The organism is Azospirillum humicireducens (assembly GCF_001639105.2).
Taxonomy (GTDB): Bacteria; Pseudomonadota; Alphaproteobacteria; order Azospirillales; family Azospirillaceae; genus Azospirillum; species Azospirillum humicireducens.
On record NZ_CP028906.1, the window covers coordinates 219,811 to 239,174 of the forward strand.

The 19,364-nt window shown below is 69.3% G+C and carries 14 protein-coding genes and 4 pseudogenes; 10 read left to right on the top strand and 8 right to left on the bottom strand.

Features of this window, described 5'->3' with window-relative positions:
• Nucleotides 1-66 precede the first annotated feature (66 nt).
• Complete coding sequence (locus tag A6A40_RS25450) at nt 67-1,521, bottom strand: D-alanyl-D-alanine carboxypeptidase/D-alanyl-D-alanine-endopeptidase (protein ID WP_108548656.1); 1,455 nt, start codon at nt 1,519-1,521, stop codon at nt 67-69.
• A 124-nt stretch (nt 1,522-1,645) separates the two neighbouring features.
• On the opposite strand from A6A40_RS25450, the gene A6A40_RS25455 reads away from it, so the two are divergent.
• Nucleotides 1,646-3,511: an FHA domain-containing protein gene (locus A6A40_RS25455; protein ID WP_108548657.1), complete on the top strand. Its 1,866-nt coding sequence runs from the start codon at nt 1,646-1,648 to the stop codon at nt 3,509-3,511.
• Nucleotides 3,512-3,529: 18 nt separating this feature from the next.
• Here A6A40_RS25455 and A6A40_RS25460 read toward each other — a convergent pair whose 3' ends face one another.
• From A6A40_RS25460 to A6A40_RS25470, 3 genes and pseudogenes are all read right to left on the bottom strand, one after another.
• Nucleotides 3,530-4,774, bottom strand: a complete 1,245-nt coding sequence (locus tag A6A40_RS25460; RefSeq protein ID WP_174718548.1) for an MFS transporter — start codon at nt 4,772-4,774, stop codon at nt 3,530-3,532.
• Between the two features lie 702 nt (nt 4,775-5,476).
• Nucleotides 5,477-5,795 (bottom strand): annotated as a pseudogene (locus A6A40_RS32485) (hypothetical protein); the annotation flags it as partial.
• A 111-nt stretch (nt 5,796-5,906) separates the two neighbouring features.
• A complete protein-coding gene (locus A6A40_RS25470) occupies nt 5,907-6,953 on the bottom strand; it encodes a sensor histidine kinase (protein ID WP_108548659.1) in 1,047 nt (348 codons plus the stop codon).
• Nucleotides 6,954-7,290: 337 nt separating this feature from the next.
• On the opposite strand from A6A40_RS25470, the gene A6A40_RS25480 reads away from it, so the two are divergent.
• From A6A40_RS25480 to A6A40_RS25510, 9 genes and pseudogenes are all read left to right on the top strand, one after another.
• Nucleotides 7,291-8,325 (top strand): amino acid ABC transporter substrate-binding protein, encoded by a 1,035-nt coding sequence (locus A6A40_RS25480; protein ID WP_108548661.1) that lies wholly within the window; start codon nt 7,291-7,293, stop codon nt 8,323-8,325.
• Between the two features lie 69 nt (nt 8,326-8,394).
• Nucleotides 8,395-9,350 (top strand): annotated as a pseudogene (locus tag A6A40_RS25485) (amino acid ABC transporter permease); the annotation flags it as partial.
• A gap of 1 nt (nt 9,351) precedes the next feature.
• Nucleotides 9,352-9,479, top strand: a pseudogene (locus tag A6A40_RS32490) (amino acid ABC transporter permease); the annotation flags it as partial.
• A gap of 131 nt (nt 9,480-9,610) precedes the next feature.
• Complete coding sequence (locus A6A40_RS25490; protein WP_108548972.1) at nt 9,611-10,666, top strand: amino acid ABC transporter permease; 1,056 nt, start codon at nt 9,611-9,613, stop codon at nt 10,664-10,666.
• A 20-nt stretch (nt 10,667-10,686) separates the two neighbouring features.
• On the top strand, nt 10,687-11,209 hold a 523-nt coding region (locus A6A40_RS25495; RefSeq protein ID WP_269467689.1), incomplete at its 3' end, for an amino acid ABC transporter ATP-binding protein.
• Nucleotide 11,210: 1 nt separating this feature from the next.
• Nucleotides 11,211-11,418: pseudogene (glnQ, locus tag A6A40_RS31785) on the top strand (glutamine ABC transporter ATP-binding protein GlnQ); the annotation flags it as partial.
• A 35-nt stretch (nt 11,419-11,453) separates the two neighbouring features.
• Nucleotides 11,454-12,161, top strand: a complete 708-nt coding sequence (locus A6A40_RS25500; protein ID WP_108548663.1) for a response regulator — start codon at nt 11,454-11,456, stop codon at nt 12,159-12,161.
• Nucleotides 12,162-12,605: 444 nt separating this feature from the next.
• Nucleotides 12,606-14,831, top strand: coding sequence for a methyl-accepting chemotaxis protein (locus A6A40_RS25505; protein ID WP_108548973.1), 2,226 nt, complete (start codon nt 12,606-12,608; stop codon nt 14,829-14,831).
• Nucleotides 14,832-14,886: 55 nt separating this feature from the next.
• Nucleotides 14,887-15,915 carry an amino acid ABC transporter substrate-binding protein gene (locus A6A40_RS25510; protein WP_236784031.1) on the top strand — a complete coding sequence of 343 codons (1,029 nt, stop codon included), beginning with the start codon at nt 14,887-14,889 and terminating at the stop codon, nt 15,913-15,915.
• Nucleotides 15,916-15,926: 11 nt separating this feature from the next.
• Here the strand turns inward: A6A40_RS25510 and A6A40_RS25515 are convergent, their stop codons facing one another.
• From A6A40_RS25515 to A6A40_RS25530, 4 genes are read right to left on the bottom strand one after another with little or no spacing between them, the layout of a single operon-like run.
• Entirely contained in the window at nt 15,927-16,640 is a 714-nt protein-coding gene (locus A6A40_RS25515; protein ID WP_108548665.1) for an ABC transporter ATP-binding protein, read from the bottom strand.
• Nucleotides 16,630-17,421 (bottom strand): ABC transporter ATP-binding protein, encoded by a 792-nt coding sequence (locus A6A40_RS25520; protein WP_108548666.1) that lies wholly within the window; start codon nt 17,419-17,421, stop codon nt 16,630-16,632. The genes A6A40_RS25515 and A6A40_RS25520 overlap by 11 nt, the downstream gene beginning before the upstream one ends.
• Entirely contained in the window at nt 17,418-18,458 is a 1,041-nt protein-coding gene (locus A6A40_RS25525; RefSeq protein ID WP_418208636.1) for a branched-chain amino acid ABC transporter permease, read from the bottom strand. Before A6A40_RS25525 ends, A6A40_RS25520 begins: the two co-directional genes overlap by 4 nt.
• Nucleotides 18,455-19,324 carry a branched-chain amino acid ABC transporter permease gene (locus tag A6A40_RS25530; protein ID WP_108548668.1) on the bottom strand — a complete coding sequence of 290 codons (870 nt, stop codon included), beginning with the start codon at nt 19,322-19,324 and terminating at the stop codon, nt 18,455-18,457. Before A6A40_RS25530 ends, A6A40_RS25525 begins: the two co-directional genes overlap by 4 nt.
• Nucleotides 19,325-19,364: the final 40 nt, after the last annotated feature.

Sequence of the window (19,364 nt, forward strand, 5' to 3'; positions counted from 1 at the left end):
GTATCAGTTCGACTTTGGCTTGCATTTTAACGGACGCCGCACCGTCGGCCCTATGACCTATGTCAGTCAATAGGCAAGGGCCCAACGATCCGGAATTCCGGCCTGCAGCCTGCGGGCCTCGCCGGCCCAGCTGCGCGCGTCGGCCGGGATGGCGGTCACCCGGCGGTCCAGCGCGGCGTCCATCGCCGCCCGGCGCGCGGGATCGGCGATGAACAGGACGAAGCCCAGACGCCGGCCGCTGGTTGCCGTCAGCAGCCCGGCCAACCCCTTGACATAGGCCAGGGTTCCGGACTTGGCCCGGACGCCGGAGGGCAGCGCCTTGCCGTCCTCCTCCCCCGGCAGCAGGTCCCACAGCGCCGGCCCGCCGGCCCGCAGCAGCGCCGCCATCTGCCGCGGCGTGGCGCGCGACCCGGTGCCCAGCCCCGAATGGTTGGCCAGCAGCAACCCGTTCCAGCCGGCCCCGTCCAGCGGCTGCCGCGCCAGCCGGCCCTGCAGCAGCGCGGCGGAACGCCCGAGCGTCGCGACGGCCGGATCCAGCCGCCGCGCGGCGGCCAGCCCGATCATCTCGGCCGACAGGTTGTTGGAATGGCGCAGAAGCCCGCGGACCAGTTCCGCCAGCGGCAGGCTGTCCAGGGTCGCGATCGCCGTCGCAGCCGCCGGCGCCCGTCCCGGCAGGGGCGGCGGCAGGGCGATGCCGGCCTCGGCGGCCAGCCGGCGGAACAGCGTGGCGGCGGCCAATGCCGGCCGGGCCACCGGCACCCAGGCCGCCCCCGCCGCCCCCGCCGCGGGCGGCATCATGCGCCAGCGGTCCGCCCCGTCCGGCAGCAGCGGAAAGCGGCCGCCCGCCGCCATCGGCAGGACGGAGACGCTCTCCAACGGCAGCCGTCCGGCGTCGGCGACGGTCAGCGCCTCCGGCCCGCCCCGGCCCCAACTCAGCAGCGCGCGGTTGTAGTTCAGCGACAGCGCCCCGACGCCCGTGTTGTAGGGAGCGGCCCAGGGCTGGCCCGAATCGATCTCCGCCAGTTCGGGCAGCAGCGAGGCGTCGTAGAGGAAGCGCCCCTCCACCCGGCGAAGTCCGGCGGCGCGCGCCCGGTCGAGCAATTGCTGCAATCCCTCCGTCGCCAGGGCCGGATCGCCGCCGCCCTGCAGGATCAGATCGCCGCGCAGCACCCCGTCGGCAGACGGATCGCCGGAAACGCCGCCTCCCAGCAGCCGGGTGGTGAACCGGTGGTCCGGTCCCAGCAGGGCCAGCGCCGCCGAAGCGGTCGGCAGTTTCGCCACCGATGCCGGGATGAAGGGGCTGTCGGCCAACCACGACTCCAGAGCCGGGCCGCCGTCGGGATCGAACAGGATATAGCCGACCGCGGTGCCTTCCGGCCCCTCCCCTTCAAAATTCCTGGTTGCAGAATATGAAGGCCGCGCCACTGCAGACAGAGCGAGGGAACCGAGCAGGCCGAGGAACGGACGGCGGCCGAGCGGCATCGCGGGCCGGCGGCGCCTCAAATCGGGAAGGACGGTCACGGGTCGGGTCTTTCCGCTTCTGATACAGGCTTTCATAAAGTATTTTAGGGAAAAATCGCTGGAAATCGCGAACAGGGACGTAGCCGGGCAGCAGTCCGACAGGGGCAGGCCGAAGGGGGACGGTATGGCGATGTCCAAGCGGCGCGAGGCGCGCTTCGAGGTGGTGGTCGAACAGGGCGGCAAACCGAACATCGACGGCGTCTTCGATGACGAGAAGTCGGCGACGGAACGCGCCAACTTCCTGCTGCGCCTTGCCAAGTTCCCGGTGGTGCGGGTGGTGAAGGTCACCGGCACCGGGCGGGAAGAGACGATCTTCCAGAAATCCTCCTCCGGCGGAACCAAGCTGACCACCATTTCCCCGATCGAGGAGGCCAGCCTCTGCACGAGCGTGCAGCAGGTCTTCTCCTTCGACAGCCGGATGACCCTGCTGCGGCTGCTGCGCGGTTATTGGGACGACCAGGGCGTCATTCCGGCGGAACAGCTTCACCGCTACTATCCGCTGCGCTATTTCGAACGGGAGGCGCTGCTGTTCAATCCGGCGGTCAGCCGGCTTGCCGCCATCCAGGCGCCGATGCTCGGGCTGAAGCCGCATGAGCGCTACGACCAGATCATCCGCCTGTTCGCCGGGCTGAAGGAACTCGCCCAGGCGTCCGGCACGCTGGCCTCCTACGATCAGGCGCTGATGCGCGGCGGCATATCCGGGCTGCTGCTGGCCGCCGTCGACCGCCCGGTGGAGGAGCGCGACCGCATCGTCACCCACGCCTTCGGCACGCTGCTGGAACCGCACCGCGAATGGGGGGCCAAGCTGTCCGCGGTGCTGCGCCTGCACCGGGAGGGCGACGGCGAGAACAGCCGGCTGGTGGACGAGTTCACGGCGGAGATCGTCGACGGGCGGGAACCGATCCGCGCGCTGATCGGCTACGCGCCCGACCTGGGATCGGCCATCCTGGCGCTGCTGGCCACCCTGCGCGGCGACCTGGACGACCGCCTGCCCCACACCGAACCGCTGCTGGCGCTGTCGAACGTGCTGGGGTCCGAGGGACCGGCAACCGGCTTTCCCCGGACGCGGGAGGCCCTGCTCAACCGCATCCGCGGCGGACTGGACGGGCTGACGCCGCTGACCCGCACCGGAGCCGCCAGCGACGCCCGCGCCTTCGGTGCCATCGTCGACGGGATGATCGCCTTCGACGGCTTCATGGGCGGTCCTGCCATGGCGGAATCGCTGACCCGCCGCGGGAAGACGGTGTGGGCGGCCGGCGGCAGCGACCTGCCCTTCGAGGAGACGATGACACGGCTGGTCGGGCGCTTCGGCACGGCGGCCGGGCGGCTGGGCTATCTGCTGGATCTCGGCACCAGCGCCTATGGCCACCGCAAGATCAGCACCGTCATCCAGCGTGTCGCCGACGAGTTCAACCGGGTGAAATCGGCCGCCGAGCTTGCCGCCCCCGGCGCCTCCCTCCAGGAGGTGCGCGAGGGGCTGGGCCGCCGGCTGCGGGCCGCCGGCATTCCCCGCGTCCTGGCCGACGGACTGATCGCCAAGATCGCCGCCATCCCCGACGACCAGCGGCTGTCGGTGACCGGCAGCGGCGTCCTTGCCGGAATGCGCATCGCGTCTCCGGCAGCGGAGACGATGACGGTCGACATGCAGGCGCCGCCGGCGCCGCGCCTGACGCTGAGCTTCCAGGGCCGCAAGGTCGCCCTGCCCGATTTCGGCGGCGATGTCGTGATCGGCCGCGCCGCCGAATGCGGCATCGTGCTCGACCATGCCTCCGCCTCGCGCCGCCATGCGGTGGTGCGGTTGCGCGACGGCACCTTCACGCTGGAGGATCTCAGCCGCAACGGCACCCGGCTGGTGCGGCAGACCGGCGAACAGCGCCTGCTGAAGATGGGCGACGTGGTGCCGCTGTCCGGCCGGGGGGAGATCGTCATCGGCTCCCTCGACCTCGGCGAACATCCGGCGCGGATCGCCTGGGATGTATCGGGACGCTAGGGTCGGGGCGTTGACGGCTCAGTCGCCGGCGCAGGCCTCGGCCAGCCGGGCGTCGGCGGCGCGGCTGGCGCGGTCTTCCAGCATCGCCACCGCCCAGACCGCCAGACCGCCCAGCGCCAACGCCGAACCGACCCAGCCGGTCGAGGTCCAGCCCCAGCCGGCGGCGATCGCCATGCCGCCCAGCCAGGGACCGAGCGCGTTGGCGGCATTGAAGGCGCTGTGGTTCAGCGCCGCGGCCAGCGTCTGCGCATCCTCCGCCACATCCATCAGCCGGGCCTGCAAGGGGGTGCCGAGCCCACCGCCGCAACCGATCATGAACACCACGACCGACACCAGCCAGACATTGCCGGCGGCGAAGGGATAGAGCGCCAGCGAGCCGGCGCTCCACAGCAGGATGAAGGCGACGGTCGGCATCAGGGCGCGGTCGGCCGCCCAGGCGCTGACCAGCGTGCCGACGGTCATGCCGGCACCGAACACCGCCAGCACCACCGGCACCGCCGAAGGCGAGACCTGCGTCACCTCCATCAGCGTCGAGGCGACATAGGTGTAGACGGCGAACATGCCGCCGAAGCCGATGGCGCCGATGCCCAGCGTCAGCCAGACCTGCCGCCGCTTCAGCGCGCCCAACTCGCGCAGCGGGCTGGCATTCGGATGCGGCCGGTCCTTGGGTGCGTAGATCCAGACCAGCAGCACGGTCAGCAGGGCCAGCAGCCCGACGACGCCGAAGCCCCAGCGCCAGCCCATCGCCTGGCCGATCCAGTTTGCCATCGGCACGCCGACGATGGTCGCCACCGTCAGCCCCAGCATGGTGCGCGCCACCGCCTGCGCCCGGCGCTGCGGCGGCACCAGCGAGGCCGCGACCAGGGCGGCCACGCCGAAATAGGCGCCATGCGGCAGGCCGCTCAGGAAACGGAAGACCAGCATCCAGCCATAGGAGGGGGAGAAGGCGCTGGCCACGTTGGCGGCGGCGAAGACCGCCATCAACCCGATCAGCAGCGTCCGCCGCGACAGCCGCGCCGCCAGCACCGCGATCACCGGCGCACCCACCACCACGCCCAGCGCATAGGCGCTGATGACGTGCCCGGCGGTCGGTTCGTCGATGCCGAGTCCCTGGGCGAAATAGGGCAGCAGGCTCATCGTCGCGAACTCGGTCGTTCCGATGGCGAAACCGCCCATGGCGAGCGCCAGAAGCACCAGTCCGGGATGGGCGGAGGCCACCTGTGCCTCCGCACGCATGTCGCCGTGATGGCCGGCTGAAGCCATGGTCGTTTCTCCGCTGTCGCCGCTTGAGGAAGGAATTCGGGACCCCGGCGGTCAGGGGACGGAAAACGACCGGGACACGGTCAGGATATTTGCCGCACCCCCACTGAGGCAATCCGCCGCAGGCCGCCAATTCCGCAGATGCGAGATGAGCGACGGGCATGGCTCGGCCGATGGAGCGCGCGGATTGAGGCCCATGATCCGCCGGAGCCGGCCTTTTCAATCACGGCCGTCAGTCCCGCGAAGGCGGGAATCCAGCCGGTTCAGTGACTTAAATGCGGAGGTTTCTGGATCCCCGCCTTCGCGGGGATGACGGTCGCAGAGATCAAGCGTCGGCTACCGAAACAGTTGCCTACAGCAGGTCCTTGAACAGCGGCATTTCCGGCGCTTTCGGGGCCTTGCCCTGCTTGCGCGGGGCGGACTTCCGCTTCGGCGTGTCCTCGGCCTTGGCGGCCTGCTCCACCGGCAGGTCCGGTGCCGGCATCGGCATGGGCAGCTCGGCCGCCGGCTCCGGCACGGCGGCAATCTCCGGCGCCGCCTCCGCCATTGATTCCGCCACCGGTTCCGCAGGCGGCGCGGCCACCGGCGCCACGTCCAGTTCCACGTCCGGCACCATTTCGGGCACGGCCTCCGCCTCCGGCTCCGCGGCCTTCTTCTTCCGCGGCGGCCGGCGCGGCGCGACGCCGGCGCCGTCCTTGGCCCGCTGCTTGCCCATGTCGCGGGCCTGGGCTTCCGGTGCGGCGGGATCCTCGGTCAGCCATTTGCGGCGCTTGATGACCTCGTTCACCCGACCCTGGTTGACGCCCAGCTGGAAGGCGATCTCCTGCTGGGTCATGTTCGTGGTTTCGTGCAGATGCAGGATCTCGGCGGCCAGTTCCGGCGTCATCTTGCGTCCGGTCAGGCGGCGGGCCGGGCGGATGGAACGCTGGCTGCGGTCGCGCGCCCTCAGGGATTCCAGGATCTCCAGCGCCGCCGTGTTGCCCGCCGCCTTCAGCGCGTCCTCGAATTCCTTCAGCGTCGCCATAACCCGTCCTCTCCCTGTCGCCTGCCGGTTCCCGTTGCAACCGGCAGGATCACAGATAGTTCGGATCCTGGCGATGGAAAAGCCGCAATGGACATCCGGACAGGCGCGGCCTCAGGCGGGAAAGCGCAGGTCGATCCGCGTGCCGGTGCCGTCGGCCCCGCCGGCGGGACCGTAGCTCAGTTCGCCGGACAACTGGCCGGACAGGCTCTGGATGATTTTCCAACCCAGACTCGGCAGGCGCTGCACGTCGACCCCCTCCGGCAAGCCGACGCCGTCGTCGCTCACCCGCAGGTGCAGATGGCCGGGATGGTCCGGCACGGCCTGCAGGTCGATGGCGACGATCCCGCCCTCGCGGCCGACGAAGGCGTGCTTCAGCGCGTTGGTCAACGCCTCCACGATCAGCAGCGCCAGGGCCAGCAGCCGTTCGGGCGACTGCGGCGCAGCACCGACCGAGACGCGGCAGGTGACGTCGGGTTTGCCCGCGGCCTCCAGCATGTCCCGGCACAGCCCTTCGATGTGGCGGCCGAAATCGTCTCCCGACCGGGGATCGTGCAGACGCCGGTGCACCCGCGCCATGGTGTCCAACCGCCGTCCCGCCTCCTCCAGCGCCGCCATCGCCCCGTCCGGCGACCGGCCGACCGACCGCCTCTGCAGGTCGAGGACCGAGGAGACGAACTGCATGTTGTTGGCGACGCGGTGCTGAAGCTCGTGAAACATGGTGGTCTGCGCCGCCAGCAGGGAAGCCGTGCGGCGACGTTCCTCGCGCAGGCGCGCCAGCGTCACCTGCATGCCGTGGATAAGCGCGATGTCAACGGTGACGATCACCGCATAGAAGGCAAGCGCCAGACCGCTGGAGACAGTCAGCGTAAAGCTGTCGTAAGGCGGAATGAAGAAGTACCAGGCGGCCAGCCCCGACAGCACGGCGGTCGCCACCCCCGGCCCCAGCCCGGCGACGAAGGTGGTCAGGATCACCGCGGGAAAAAAGGTGAGATAGGGGAAACCGGACGGCAGGATGCCGTCGACGGCCCAGCGCAGCAGCAGGGCGATGCCAAAGGTCAGCAGCCCCGCGCCATAGCGCAGGGCGGGACCGCGCCGCAGCAGCGAAAAACGCGCCACCCGCTGCCAAACCGGCTGCCAGACCGTCCAAACCGACCCCATCGACATCCCGTTTCCACCGATCCCGGCGCCAGCATAACACCGGCAGCCAAGGCTTGCAGGGGCAGTCCGCCGATGTCCCAGGAAAATTTCCGGCTTTGCCGCCTTTGACCGGCATCGGGCGAAGCGCAATCGCCGGCCTCGCCGCGGACGAGGGGATCTGTCCAAACCTGTTCACAACTCCACCACAGCCGTTCAAGTCCGCGGGGCACTTTGTTCAATCCACTGAGCGATTTTCGGGATGCGCGGCGGCCGGGGGAGATGCCCTGCCCCCGGCGCCCCCCGAACGATCCCCGAACGATCAAGGCTGAAGGAGCCCCGCCCCGTGAAGACCCGTCCCATGAAGTCCCGTCTGGGCGCCCTCGCAATCGCGGCCACCCTGTCCGTCTCCGCTCTCGCCCTGTCCGGCACCGCCCAGGCCGGCGCCACCTTCGACGGCGTGAAGCAGAAGGGCTACGTCCAGTGCGGTGTCAACCTGGGCCTCTACGGCTTCTCGTCGCCGGACGACAAGGGCAAGTGGACGGGTCTGGACGTCGACATGTGCCGCGCCGTCGCCGCCGCCATGTTCGGCGATGCCGAAAAGGTGAAGTACACCCCGCTGTCGGCCCAGCAGCGCCTGCCGGCCCTGCAGTCCGGCGAGATCGACATCCTCGCCCGCAACACCACCCGCACCCTGACCCGCGACACCGCCAACGGCCTGAACTTCACGCCGACCAACTATTACGACGGCCAGGGCTTCATGGTGTCGTCCAAGCTGGGGCTGAAAAGCGCCAAGCAGCTGAACGGCGCCACCGTCTGCGTCCTGCCCGGCACCACGACCGAGCAGAACGTTTCGGACTACTTCCGCGCCAACAAGATGACCTTCAAGCCGGTCGTCATCGAGAAGAACGAGGAGCTGAACAAGGCCTTCTTCGCCGGCCGCTGCGACGCCCTGACCTCCGACGCCTCGCAGCTGGCCGCCATCCGCGCCGCCGAGGTGCCGAACCCCAACGACTACGTCATCCTGCCCGAGCTGATCTCCAAGGAGCCGCTGTCCCCGGCCGTCCGCCAGGGCGACGAGGAGTGGATGAACCTGGTCACCTGGGCCTTCTACGCCATGGTCCAGGCCGAGGAGAAGGGCCTGACGTCGGAGACCGTCGACAGCGCCATGACCTCTCCCGATCCCGACGTGAAGCGCCTGCTGGGCGTGACCGCCGGCAACGGGAAGGCGCTGGGCGTCGAGGAGAATTGGGCCTTCAACATCATCAAGCAGGTCGGCAACTACGCCCAGAGCTATGAGCGCAACGTCGGCGCCGGTTCCAAGCTGAAGATGCCGCGCGGCCAGAACGCGCTCTACACCGAAGGCGGCCTGATGTACGCCCCGCCGATGAAGTAAGGGCGCCCTCCCCCTCTCTTCCCCTTCAGAGGGAAGAGAGGGCTTTTACCCCCCGCACGGAGCAACACCATGACAAACCCGGTCCAGGCGCTGAACTCCGCGCGCGTGCGGGGGTGGCTGTATCAGGCGCTGTTCCTGGCCTGCACCCTCGCCGTCGCCTGGTATCTCGTTTCCAACACGCTGACCAACCTCGCCACCCGCGGCGTCGCCACCGGCTTCGGCTTCCTGCAGCGCGAGGCCGGCTTCGAGATCGGCGAAAGCCTGCTGTCCTATTCCGCCTCCGACACCTATCTGAAGGCGCTGGTCGTCGGCCTGCTGAACACGCTGTCGGTGTCGGCCACCGGCGTCGTGCTGGCCACCGTGATCGGCGTGCTGATCGGCATCGCGCGTCTCTCCTCCAACTGGATGGTGAACCGCTTCGCCACCCTGTATGTCGAGACGGTGCGCAACGTGCCGCTGCTGCTGCAGCTGGTGGTCTGGTACACCATCATGAACCGGCTCCCCAGCCCGCGCGAGGCGCTGGAGATCCTGCCGGGCTTCTTCCTCAGCAACCGCGGCATGAAGTTCCCGGTTCTGGTGGAGCATGCCGGCCATGGCTGGGCCCTGCTGGCGCTGATCGCCGGCATCGGCGCCGCCGTCGCCATCGTCCGCCACGGCCGCCGCCATCGCGAGACGACCGGCAAGCCCTTCCCCACCCTCCCGGCCGCCATCGCCGCGGTGCTGCTGCCGCCGGCCGCGGCATTCATCGCCACCGGCGCGCCGCTCGCCTTCGACGTGCCGGTCCTGGCCGGCTTCAACTTCGAGGGCGGCGGGTCGGTCACACCGGAATTCACCGCGCTGCTGATCGGCCTGTCGGTCTACACCGCCGGTTTCATCGCCGAGATCGTCCGCTCCGGCATCCTCGCCGTGCCGCACGGCCAGACCGAGGCCGGGCTGGCGCTGGGGCTGTCGCCGGGCAAGATCCTGCGCCTGATCATCCTGCCGCAGGCCCTGCGCGTCATCGTGCCGCCGCTGACCAGGCGGCCNCGGCCAACCAGACCGGGCAGGTGGTGGAAGCGGTGGCGATGATGATGCTCGTCTACCTCGTCATCAGCCTCAGCATCTCCGGCTTCATGAACTGGTACAACCGCCGTGTGGCCCTGGTGACGCGATGAGGGATCAGATGAACACGCACTCCCCGGCCGACCGGGCCGCCATCCCCACCGGTCCCGTCCCCCCCGCCCGCTGGGCCGCCTCCTACGAGGAGGAGCCGAGCCAGGCCTCCGCCCCGCCGCAGGCCAACGGCATGACGGCACTGAAGCCCTTCGGCTGGGCCAAGGACAATTTGTTCAACACGCCGCTGAACACGGTCCTGACGCTGGCCTGCCTCGGCCTGCTGTGGCTGGTGGTTCCGCCGATGGCGAATTGGCTCGTGCTGAACGCCAGCTGGTCCGGCACCAGTTCGGAGGCCTGCCGCGAGGCGGCCGGCGCCTGCTGGTCGGTGATCGCGGTCAAGCACCGGCTGATCTTCTTCGGGACATATCCCTATGACGAGCAGTGGCGCCCCTTCCTGGCCTGCGCCCTGTTCGTGGCGATGCTGGGCGCCAGCGGCGTGCGCGCCTTCTGGCGGCCCTGGCTGGCCGTTGCCTGGGCGCTGACGCTGGTCGGCATGGGCGGGCTGATGTGGGGCGGCGTCGCCGGCCTCAGCTATGTGCCGAACGACCGCTGGGGCGGGCTGCCGATCACGCTGATGCTGTCGGTCTTCTCCATCGCGCTGGCCTTCCCGCTGTCGATCCTGCTGGCGCTCGGCCGCCAGTCCTCGCTGCCCGCCATCCGCACCTTCTGCATCGGCTTCATCGAGCTGATGCGCGGCGTGCCGCTGGTCAGCGTGCTGTTCATGGCGTCGGTGATGTTCCCGCTGTTCCTGCCGGAAGGCGTCACGGTCGACAAGCTGCTGCGCGCTCTGGCCGGCATGACCCTGTTCACCGCCGCCTATCTGGCCGAGGCCGTGCGCGGCGGCCTGCAGGCGATCCCCAGGGGCCAGTACGAGGCCGCCGACGCTCTCGGCCTGTCCTACTGGCAGAAGACGATGCTGATCGTCCTGCCGCAGGCCCTGCGGATCGTCATTCCGCCCATCGTCAACCAGTTCATCAGCGCCTTCAAGGACACCTCGCTGGTCACCATCGTCGGCCTGTACGACCTGCTGACCGCCGCCACCGTGGCGACGACCGACCCCGAATGGCGCCCCTATTTCGCCGAGGTCTATGTCTTCGCCGGCCTGATGTTCTGGATCTTCTGCTTCAGCATGTCGCGCTACAGCCAGTGGCTGGAGCGTCTGGCCAACCGTTACACCAGCCGCTGACCGGCTCTGGAGACCGACACATGACCGCCAACGCCATCATCGAACTCCGCAAGGTCGGCAAGTGGTACGCCAGCTACCACGCGCTGCGCGACGTCAGCATCAGCATCGGCAAGGGCGAGAAGGTCGTCGTCTGCGGCCCGTCCGGGTCGGGCAAGTCGACGATGATCCGCTGCATCAACCGGCTCGAGGCGCACCAGACCGGCCACATCATCGTCGACGGCATCGAGCTGACCGACGACGTCAAGGCGGTGGAGAAGATCCGCCGCAAGGTCGGCATGGTGTTCCAGAACTTCAACCTGTTCCCGCACCTGACCGTGCTGCAGAACCTGACGCTGGCCCCGATCTGGGTCCGCGGCATGGCGAAGTCCGAGATCGAGGAAATCGCCATGATGTACCTGAAGCGGGTGCGCATCCCCGATCAGGCGCACAAGTTCCCCGGCCAGCTGTCGGGCGGCCAGCAGCAGCGCGTGGCGCTGGCGCGCACCGTGGTGATCGAGCCGAAGATCCTGCTGCTCGACGAGCCTTTGTCGAACCTCGACGCCANGGTGCTGGACGTCATGACCGAACTGGCGGGCGAGGGCATGACCATGGTCTGCGTCACCCACGAAATGGGTTTCGCCCGGCAGGTCGCCGACTCTATTGTCTTCATGGCCGAAGGCTCGATCATCGAGAGCGGGTCGCCGGCCGAATTCTTCGAGAACCCGAAAAGCGAGCGCACCCGCCAGTTCCTGGGCCAGATCCTGGAGCATTGAGGCATAGGGGGCGCTGAGAGGCGGACAAGAGGGCCATGCCGGCGACCATTGCCATCACCGACGACGACGCGGTGACGCGCGAGACGCTGAAGTCCTATCTGACGGATGAGGGCTTCGACGTCCTGCTGGCCCGAAGCGCCGAGGAGCTGAAGGATCTGCTGGCGGCGACGGCGGTGGACCTCGTGCTGCTCGACATCCGGCTGCCGCGCCAGGACGGGCTGACCCTGACCCGCGAACTGCGCGCGGCGTCGGAGATCGGCATCATCCTGGTCAGCAGCCGGGCGGAGAAGCTGGACCGCATCATCGGGCTGGAGATGGGGGCGGACGACTACATCGCGAAGCCGTTCGAGCCGCGGGAGATCCTGGCGCGGGTGCGGAACCTCCTGCGCCGGCTGAAGGCGCCGGGCGACCAGCGCGACGACCGCCGGCGCTGCTTTTCGGGCTGGACGCTGTGGCTGGACCGCATGCGCCTGACCGATCCGCGGGGCAATCCGGTTCGCCTCACGGGGGCCGAGTTCGAACTGCTGTCGACCTTCGTCTGCAACCCCGGCCGGGTGATGAACCGCGACTATCTGCTGACGGCGACGACGCGGCGCAAGACGGATGCGACCGACCGCACCATCGACAGCCTCGTCCGCCGCCTGCGCCGCCTGATCGAACCCGACCCCGCAGACCCCCGGCTGATCGTCACCGTCCACGGCACGGGCTACCTGTTCGCCGGCGACGTCAAGCAGGACGGGTAAGGGAAGTAAGCGACGCCATGCAGAAACCTCCCTCTCCCGGGGCGGGAGAGGGCGAGACACCCAACCCCGAGCAAACTCCCCCGTCGCTTCAGTCTCGCGGCGGCCACGCGCTCGGCAACCTGGGCCACGGAAATCGCGAAAATTTTTCGCGCGCTTCCGTGGCCCATTTTTTATGCGTTAACGTAGGCAGACAGCCTAATACAAAGTCAAAACACCACATGGAGTTGCTTTTCATCTTACGAAATTCCTCTCCAGGAAAGTCCTGGACCGCCCCTCCACCGATAAATCCACCTGTTTCATTGCCTCTTTCATCTCCGCTTGTCTCAAATGCAAACGAAAAGACACGAGCTGTTCACAATTGAACGCTAAACCGTTCAAAGGGCCCTGCGACGATATGCGTGTAGCAATCCGTGAAACCGTTCACTGGCGGCGGGGGGTATGGGCATGACGGCGATCTGGACGAAAGCGGGCGGCACCACGGACGACGGCGGCACGCGCCACCGCTTCTGGACCTTGCGCCGCGCCATGGTGTCGGTGGTGGGCGTGCTGGTGGCGGCGCTGATCGCCAGCCAGGCCTGGGTGTCGCAACGCTACACCGACTTCGCGCTGACCACCTTCGACAGCAGCGCCGCGGCGACGCTGCGGGTGCTCGCCAACGACCGCATCCGCAAGAATTACACGGACTGGCTCCAGGGCCACGCCAACGAATGGAGCCGCGACGCCTTCCTGGTCGACAGCATCACCCAGAAGGACCCGGCCAAGACGATGCTGGCGCTGAAGAACATCAACGCCCGGCCCGTGGTGGTCGACCGCGAGGTGCGGCTGGTCTCGATCGCCGTGTTCGACGCCGACATGAACCGCATCGCCCTCACCGGCGGGGAGCAGGACAGCGTGGCCACCGTCGGCCCGCTGTTCGAGGCGCTGAAGTCGCGCGACATCGCCGACAAGCGGCGCCCGTCCAGCCTGCTGTGGCGCGACGGCCAGGGGCGGCCGCTGTTCAGCATGATCGTGCCGATCGGCGGCTTCCGCGTCCTGGGTTTCCTGGAGGTGGTGACCGATCCGCTGCCCGCCCTGTCCAACCTGGGCGCCGTTCTCGACGCCGACATCCGCATCACCGACGCCAAGGGCGGCGTGCTGTTCGAAGCCAAGGGCGGCGAATCGACCCACGCCCAGCTGTCCACCACCACGGTGGCGCTCGGCGGCGACGGCGGGCTGCCCTGGGCAACGGCGGAGATCTCGCGCGACGTGTCGGAGTTCGTCAGCGCGACCGAGGAGCTGCGCAACGACGCGCTCAAGATGGTCGGCGCCTTCGCGCTGGCCGTCGCCATCGCCGCCGCCCTGCTGCTGCGCGTCGCCGTCATCGCCAACCTGCGCAAATTCGCCCGCGCCATGGAGCAGATCGCCGCCGGCGACCTCTCCATCGAGATCCCCCGCACCGGCCGCGACGAGCTGGCGGTGATGGCCGCCGCCCTGCGCCGCCTGCGCGGCAGCGTCGAGCAGGTGCTGCTGATGAAGCGGATGGTCGACAGCAGCCCGGTGCCCACCGCCCTGCTGCGCACCGATGGGCCGAATGGAGAAGGACAGGTGGGATTCGTCAACCCGGCCGCCCGCAGCTTCTGCGAAACACATGGCATCGACCCGACCAGCCCAGATTTGCTGGCCCAGGGACCTGACTTCACCGCCGCCTGCACCGATCCCGCTCGCCCGCCGATTCCACGCCGCACCCTGACCGTCGGCGAGACGACGGTGGAGGCGCATGTCGACACCGTGTTCGACGACCAGGGCAATGTGCTGGGCAAGACTCTGTCCTGGACCGACGTGACCGAGCAGATGCGTTCCGCCGCCCTCGCCCGCCAGCTGATGGAGGACGTGCATCAGGTGGCGTCGGGCGTCGCCACCCAGTCGGGCCAGCTGCGCGAACTGGCCGATGCGCTGCGCCGGGAATCGGCCGGCACCATCGACAGCACGGTCAGCGCCGGCAGCTTCGTCGCCGAAAGCAACCGCAACGCCACCACCTGCAACGATAGCGCCGAGGTGCTGATGGACACCATCGGCAGCGTCTCCAGCCTCGCGACGGAGGCGGCGGGAGTGGTCGGCGCCACGCTGGGCGAACTGGCCGCCGCCCGCGAGGTGGTCGGCCAGCTGGGCGAGAACACCGAGCAGATCCGCCGGATCGTCGACGTCATCACCGGCATCGCCCACCAGACCAAGCTGTTGGCGCTGAACGCCACCATCGAGGCGGCGGCGGCCGGCGTGGCGGGCCGCGGCTTCGCCGTGGTGGCGGCGGAGGTGAAGAAGCTGGCGGAGGAGACCGCCAACGCCACCGTGCAGATCGCCAGCTCGGTCAGCGCCATCAACGGCAGCATCCAGAACACGGTCGGCACCTTCGCCCGCATCTCCGGCTCGGTCGAGCGCATCAACGAGGTTCAGGATCTGATCGGCGAGGCGGTGGCCCGCCAGACCGACTCCTCCACCGACATCCGCAACCGCGTCGGCGTGATCGCCGGCAACACCGGCGAAGTGGCGAGCCTGATCGACGGGGTCAGCGCCCAGGCCACCCGCACCGGCGACATCGCCGCCTCGCTGACGGAAACGGCGAACACGCTGGCCGAGGAAGCCGCTTCGCTGCATAGTCTGCTCGGCACGCTGCGCGCCGGGCAGGCGGCCTGACCCCGCCCACCGCGGGCTCGCGGCGGATCGGGCTGGTCAGGGGATGGGTATCGCGATGCGGCTGCTGTTGCTTGTGCTGCTGGTGCTGGTGCTGGCCCCGCCGGCGCTCACCCCGCCGGCCTGGGCCGGGGACGGCGACACGCTGGAGCGCATCCACGGCCGCGGCTTCCTGATCTGCGGCCTGCGCAGCGGCGTCAGCGGCATCTCCTTCTCCGACCCGCAGGGACACCTGGACGGTTTCCTGGTCGATGTCTGCCGGGTCTTCGCCGCGGCGACGCTCGGCAACGCCCAGGCGATCCGCGTCGTCCGCCTGCCCGAGAAGCCGCAGGAGTTCCAGGCGGTGGAGAAGCACGAGGTCGACGTGGCGCTGACCACCACGACCTGGACCTTCAGCCGCGACCTCTCCTACGACATCGAGTTCCTGATGCCGCTGCTGCATGACGGCCAGGGCTTCGCCATCCACGCGGACGGCACGCCGCCGCCGCTCGACCGGCTGGGCGCCCGCACCGTCTGCGTCAAGACCGCCACCACCACGGTCCGCAACCTGGAGGACCATATCCGCAAGTCCGATCTGCCCTGGACGATGCGCACCTTCCAGACGCTGGACGAGGCATTGCAGGCCTTCCTGGCCCATGAATGCGACCTGCTGACCACCGACCGCACGGTTATGGTCACCTCGCTGGCCGGCTACCGGCAGGCCGGGATGGGCATCCACATCTATCCCGATGTGATCTCGCGCGAGCCGCTGACGCCCTACATCGCGCGCGGCGACCGCAACTGGTACGACATCGCCCGCTGGGTGCTCCACGCCATCGTGCTGGCCGACGCCAAGGGCGTCACCTCGGCCGACGTGCAGGCCGGCCGCATCCCCGACGACCCCGAACTGCACCGCCTGCTGGGCCACGCCGGCAGCGTTTCCCGCACCCTCGGCCTGCCCGACGACTGGGCCCTGCAGGTGTTGGCGCAGGTCGGAAACTATGGCGAGATCTTCACCCGCAACCTGGCTGTCCCCTACGGCATGGAGCGCGGGCAGAACAGGCCCTGGACCCAGGGCGGGCTGCTCTATGCGCCGCCGTTCCGGTAGGAGACCGCCGCCTACGCCGCCAGCGCCACGCCCAGATGCCGTTCCAGCAGCGCCGCATCGGCCTTCGCCTGCGCCGCCGGCCCGGCATGCACCACCCGGCCGCGGTCGAGGAAGACCACGCGGTCGGCAAACTCCAGCGCGCGGTCGACCTGCTGCTCCACCAGCAGGATGGTCATGTCGAGATTCGACAGCGCCGCCATCAGCATGTCGCAGATGACCGGGGCCAGCCCCTCCAGCGGTTCGTCCAGCAGAAGCACCGTCGGCTTGCCCAGCAGGGCGCGGGCGACCGACAGCATCTGCTGCTCGCCGCCCGACAGCTCGCCGCCGCCGTTGCGCCGCCGCTCGGCCAGCCGCGGGAACAGCGTGTAAGCCTCCTCCAGCGCCGAGCGCGGACGGCCCTTCAGCCCGGTGACGAGGTTCTCCTCCACCGTCAGCGACTTGAAGATGTCGCGCGTCTGCGGGACATAGCCCAGCCCGGCCGCCGCCCGCGCCGAACTGCTCATCCCGCCGAGTTCCGCCCCGTCCAGCCGGATGGCGCCGCCATGGCGGGTGGTCTGGCCGACCAGCGTCGCCAGCGTCGTCGTCTTGCCCACCCCGTTGCGGCCGAGCAGGGCCAGCCGCCCGCCGGCCGGCACGCTGAAGGAGATGCCGTCGAGGATCAGCGTCTTGCCGTAGCCGGCGCGCAGATCCGTGACCTCCAGGCTTCCGACCGCTTCAGTGGGCATTGGTCCGGCTCCCCAGATAGACCTCGCGCACGCGCGGGTCGGCGACGATCTCCTTGGCGGTGCCGCTGCACAGAAGCCGCCCCTGCGCCAGCACGACGATCGAACTGGCGAAGCGGAAGACGAGGTCCATGTCGTGCTCGATCATCAGCACCGCCAGATCCTTGGGCAGCCGGTCGATGGCGTCGAGGATGCGCTGGCTTTCCGAATGGGGCACGCCGGCCGCCGGCTCGTCCAGGATCAACACCTTCGGCTTCATGGCGAGCGCCAGCGCGATCTCCAGCAGCCGCTGCTGCCCGTAGGCGAGCGAGCCGACCGCGGTGTGCGCCACCGCCGCCAGCCCCATGCTGTCGAGCAGCCCCGCCACCTCGTCGGCCAGACCGGCCACCTTCGCGACAGAGGCGAACATCCGGAAGGTGCGGCGGTCGCGCTGCAAAACGGCCAGTTCCAGATGCTCGCGCACCGTCATCGACTTGAACAGCCGGGCCACCTGGAAGCTGCGGATCAGCCCCAGCCGCACCCGCTCCGCCGCCGACAGACGGGTCACGTCGCGGCCGTCCAGCCGGATGGTGCCGGCGCTGGGCGGGATCACCCCGGTGACGAGGTTGACGAAGGTGGTCTTCCCCGCCCCGTTCGGCCCGATCAGGGCGCAGCGGTCGCCCGCCCGCAGCGTCATGGAGATGTCGGAGGACACCTGGAGGCCGCCGAAATTCTTGGATAGCCCCTCCACCTCCAGCAGCTTCGTCTCACCGATGGTGCCGATCCCGGCGGTTTGCGCGCTCATGCCCGGTCTCCCTCATGGCCCGGCGCGGCCCGCGGGCGCAGCAGGGCGGAGATGCGGCCCGTGACCGACACGATGCCGCCCGGCAGGAACAGGACGATGCCGATCAGGAACAGGCCGATGAAGGCCATCCAGTGATAGGGGTCGTTGGCGGCCAGGATGTGGTGGACGCCCATGAAGGCCGCCGTGCCGATCACCGCGCCGTAGAGCCGCCCGGTGCCGCCCAGCACCAGCATGACCAGCGCCTCCGCCGACCAGGAGAAGCCGGCGCTGTCCAGCCCGACGATGCCGCTGGTCACAGCCGTCAGCGCCCCCGCCACCCCGGCGAAGACGCCGGCCACCGCATAGAGCGCCACCAGATAGGATTTCGGCGAACCGCCGATGGCGGAGATCCGCAGCGGATCCTCCTTAACCCCGCGGCAGGCCAGCCCGAAGGGCGAGCGCACGATCCGCCGCGCCACCGCCAGCCCGACCACCAGAACCGCCAGCGCGAACAGGTAGGAGGTGTGGCCGAACATGTCGAAGCGGAACATCCCCAGCACCGGCGCCGGGTCGATGCCCGACAGGCCGTCGCTGCCGCCGGTCCAGTCGCGCGCCTTGTTGGCGACCTCCTGGACGATCTGCGCCACCGCGATGGTCAGCATCAGCAGGGTCAGGCCGCGGGCATGCAGGATCAGGGCGCCGGTGACAAGCGCGATCAGACCGCCGGCCAGCCCGCCGACCGCCAGCATGGCGAAGGGGTCGTTGTTCCAGTTGACCGCGAGGATGCCGGCGGCATAGGCGCCGGTGCCGAACATCGCCGCCTGCCCCAGCGTGGCGATCCCGCCATAGCCGAGCACGAGGTCGAGCGACAGCACGAACAGCGCCGAGGCTGCGATGCGGGTCAGCAGCGCCAGATCGTCCGGCAGCAGCCAATAGGCGGCCAGCCCGACCGCCGCGATCAGCGGGATGCCGATCCAGTCCAGCTCGCGGCGGGCCGCCAGCGGCAGGCGTCGGGTCATGGACGCGGCCTTTCCGTCAGGTTCCGCGACGCTCGTCATGCCGTCCTCCCTTTGAAGAAGCCGTGGGGCCAGCGGAACAGGATCAGGATCAGGGCGGCGTAGAAGAAGAACTCGCCGAAATTCGGGATCAGGTACTTGCCGGCGGTGTCGACGATCCCCAATGCCAGCGCCGCCGCGGCCGATCCGAAGATGCTGCCCGCCCCGCCGACCGCCACCACCGCCAGGAACAGCACGATGTAGCGGATGGCGTAATAGGGTTCCAGCGGCAGCAGTTCCGCCCCCAGCACGCCGCCCAGCGCCGCCAGCCCGGTGCCGAGCGCGAAGGTCGCCAGATAGAGCCGCTCGGTGCGGATGCCCAGCGCCGCCGCCATCGCCGGATCGTCGACCGCCGCGCGCAGCCGGATGCCGAAATCGGTGCGCTCCAAGAGCCACCACAGCCCGACCAGGGTCGCGGCACCGGCGGCGATGACGAAGGCGCGGTGGGTCGGGATCGCCTTCGGCCCCAGCTCCACCGTGCCGGTCAGCAGCTCCGGCAGCGGGATGCGCTTCAGAGTCGGGCCGAACAGATAGTTCATGCCGGCGACGATGACGAAGGTCAGGCCGATGGTCAGCAGAACCTGCGCCAGCTCGTTGGCCGAGCCGTAGATGCGGCGGTACAGCAGCCGTTCCAGCGGCAGCGTCGCCAGCACCGTCAGCACCACCGCCACCACCAGCGCCACCCCATAGGGCAGCCCGGCGCCCTGCGCCGCATAGGACGCGACATAGCCGCCGACCATGGCGAAGGCGCCATGCGCCAGATTGACCACCCGCATCAGCCCCAGCGTCACCGACAGCCCGACGGAGATGATGAAGAGGATCATCCCATAGGCGACCCCGTCGACCGCGATTCCGAAGATGCTTTCCATGCCGTCTCTCCGCCTGCCCTCTTCCCGGCCGGGAAGAGGG

Bases quoted from the DNA above. Each gene is read 5' to 3' on its own strand.
- A6A40_RS25510 (WP_236784031.1), top strand. From the start codon at position 14,887: ATGCGGCTGCTGTTGCTTGTGCTGCTGGTGCTGGTGCTGGCCCCGCCG.
- A6A40_RS25480 (WP_108548661.1), top strand. From the start codon at position 7,291: ATGAAGTCCCGTCTGGGCGCCCTCGCAATCGCGGCCACCCTGTCCGTC.
- A6A40_RS25470 (WP_108548659.1), bottom strand. From the start codon at position 6,953: ATGGGGTCGGTTTGGACGGTCTGGCAGCCGGTTTGGCAGCGGGTGGCG.
- A6A40_RS25525 (WP_418208636.1), bottom strand. From the start codon at position 18,458: ATGACGAGCGTCGCGGAACCTGACGGAAAGGCCGCGTCCATGACCCGA.
- A6A40_RS25460 (WP_174718548.1), bottom strand. From the start codon at position 4,774: ATGGCTTCAGCCGGCCATCACGGCGACATGCGTGCGGAGGCACAGGTG.
- A6A40_RS25500 (WP_108548663.1), top strand. From the start codon at position 11,454: ATGCCGGCGACCATTGCCATCACCGACGACGACGCGGTGACGCGCGAG.
- A6A40_RS25530 (WP_108548668.1), bottom strand. From the start codon at position 19,324: ATGGAAAGCATCTTCGGAATCGCGGTCGACGGGGTCGCCTATGGGATG.
- A6A40_RS25455 (WP_108548657.1), top strand. From the start codon at position 1,646: ATGGCGATGTCCAAGCGGCGCGAGGCGCGCTTCGAGGTGGTGGTCGAA.
- A6A40_RS25515 (WP_108548665.1), bottom strand. From the start codon at position 16,640: ATGCCCACTGAAGCGGTCGGAAGCCTGGAGGTCACGGATCTGCGCGCC.
- A6A40_RS25505 (WP_108548973.1), top strand. From the start codon at position 12,606: ATGACGGCGATCTGGACGAAAGCGGGCGGCACCACGGACGACGGCGGC.
- A6A40_RS25490 (WP_108548972.1), top strand. From the start codon at position 9,611: ATGACGGCACTGAAGCCCTTCGGCTGGGCCAAGGACAATTTGTTCAAC.
- A6A40_RS25520 (WP_108548666.1), bottom strand. From the start codon at position 17,421: ATGAGCGCGCAAACCGCCGGGATCGGCACCATCGGTGAGACGAAGCTG.